The sequence below is a fragment of the Amycolatopsis sp. NPDC059657 genome (assembly GCF_042734395.1).
Classification (GTDB): Bacteria; Actinomycetota; Actinomycetes; order Mycobacteriales; family Pseudonocardiaceae; genus Amycolatopsis.
In genome coordinates this window covers 21,455-23,069 of record NZ_JBHWEB010000137.1, presented here as the reverse complement: position 1 = coordinate 23,069, position 1,615 = coordinate 21,455, and the positions used below count along the sequence as shown (strand labels likewise).

The 1,615-nt window shown below is 67.5% G+C and carries 3 protein-coding genes; 1 reads left to right on the top strand and 2 read right to left on the bottom strand.

The window, feature by feature from the left end:
* Window positions 1-36 precede the first annotated feature (36 nt).
* Both ACFV15_RS41625 and ACFV15_RS41620 read right to left on the bottom strand, forming a co-directional pair.
* Window positions 37-393, bottom strand: coding sequence for a hypothetical protein (locus tag ACFV15_RS41625; RefSeq protein WP_378358143.1), 357 nt, complete (start codon window positions 391-393; stop codon window positions 37-39).
* Window positions 394-468: 75 nt separating this feature from the next.
* Entirely contained in the window at window positions 469-882 is a 414-nt protein-coding gene (locus tag ACFV15_RS41620) for a VOC family protein (protein ID WP_378358142.1), read from the bottom strand.
* Between the two features lie 94 nt (window positions 883-976).
* Here ACFV15_RS41620 and ACFV15_RS41615 point away from each other — a divergent pair.
* The coding region (locus ACFV15_RS41615; protein WP_378358139.1) for a TetR/AcrR family transcriptional regulator at window positions 977-1,615 on the top strand (639 nt) is incomplete at its 3' end.

Below are 1,615 nucleotides of genomic sequence, written 5' to 3'. Positions count from 1 at the left end.
CTGTCCCCCCCCGCCCCCAACACTCACGACTTGGGTTTATGGCCGGGCGGCGATCGACACGTCGATCGAGTTCGTCCGCACGCCGTTGTCGAACGTGACCCAGACGGCCGAGCTCATGCTCAGCGAGAAGTCGTCGACGCGGTACTGCATGTACCACTCGCCGCGCCCGTTCGACTCGATGTCCTTGCTCAGCGGCATGTCCACGACCAGCCGCCAGGCCAGGTGCGCCTTGACCCTGGCCGGGCAGCCGGTGGCGCGGAACTCGTAGACCTCGCCCTTGTACAGCACTCCGTTCGCGGTGGGCTTCGCCAGCGTGCAGATCGGGGCCGCCGAGGCCACGCCCGGCATCAGCATCGAGGCGAGCACCGCCGCGGCGACGAGCATCCTGCGCATTCCGTCCTCCGTCCATTGTGGATCGGGGTCCGAAACTAGCCGGGAAATGATCTTGCCGCGGCGGAACTCACCCGATCAGGCAAACCCGTTCGCGGCAAGCCATTCCGGCGACGGCGGGATCAGCTCGATGATGTCGAGCAACATGCCGTTGCAGTCGAGCGCGTAGAAGTGCCGCTGGCCGTAATCCTCGTCCTTGAGTTCCTGGACGATCTTCACTCCTTCTTCCTTCAGCCGCGCCTGCTCGGCGGCGGCGTCTCCGACCATGAAGCCGAACATGAGGCCCGCCGGGTCCTGCGTGCGGAAGCCGTCCGGCACCGACTCGTGGCCACGCCGCACGAAGCTGAGCTCGAACTGCTCCGGCCCGAGGTTGAAGCTGACGAACCAGTCGAGCTCGATCGTCACCTTGAGGCCGAGATGACGCTGGTACCACTGGCTGGTCGCGGCGATGTCGTCCACCAGCGCGCCCGGCCCGAATCCCTTGATCTGCACAACCGTCTCCTTCGAACCACTCTGTTTGTAGCACTTTAGTCATAGTGGTTTGATTCAGGCAAGTCATAGAACGTTCGTTCTCTACACTGGTCTCATGACCGAGACACTCAGCCCCCGCGACCGCCTGCTCGAGACGGCATCACGCCTCTTCTACAGCGAAGGCATCCACACCGTGGGCGTCGACAAACTCGTCACGGCCGCCGGCGTCACGCGCGCCACGTTCTACCGCCACTTCCCCACCAAGGAAGACCTGGTCGTCGCCTACCTGCGCGCGCAGCACGCCCAGATCCGCGCCGGCGTCGAAAGCGCCGCCCGCACCGAGCCGAACGGCGACGCCGCGCTCGCGGTGCTCGACTTCGTCGGCGACTCGACCTGCGGCGCCGGTTTCCGCGGCTGCCCCTTCATCAACGCGGCCGCCGAGTACTCCGACCCCGAGAACCCCGTCCGGGTCGTGGTCACCGAACACCGCGCCTGGTTCCACGACGCGCTGCTCGACCTGGTCACCCAGGCCGGTCATCCCGACCCCGAATACGCCGCGGCCGCACTGGTGCTGCTCCGTGACGGAGCGCTCCAGGGCGGCGAACTCGACGATCCCGAGCAGGTCAAGGCGACCCTGCGCCGGGCCAGCCGTCAGGTACTCGTGAGCGTTGGGGGGGGGTTGGTGACCCCCCCCCCCCCACCCACCCCCCCCAACGAACCCGCCGTGGGGGGGGCCGGCCCAGGGGGGGCCCGC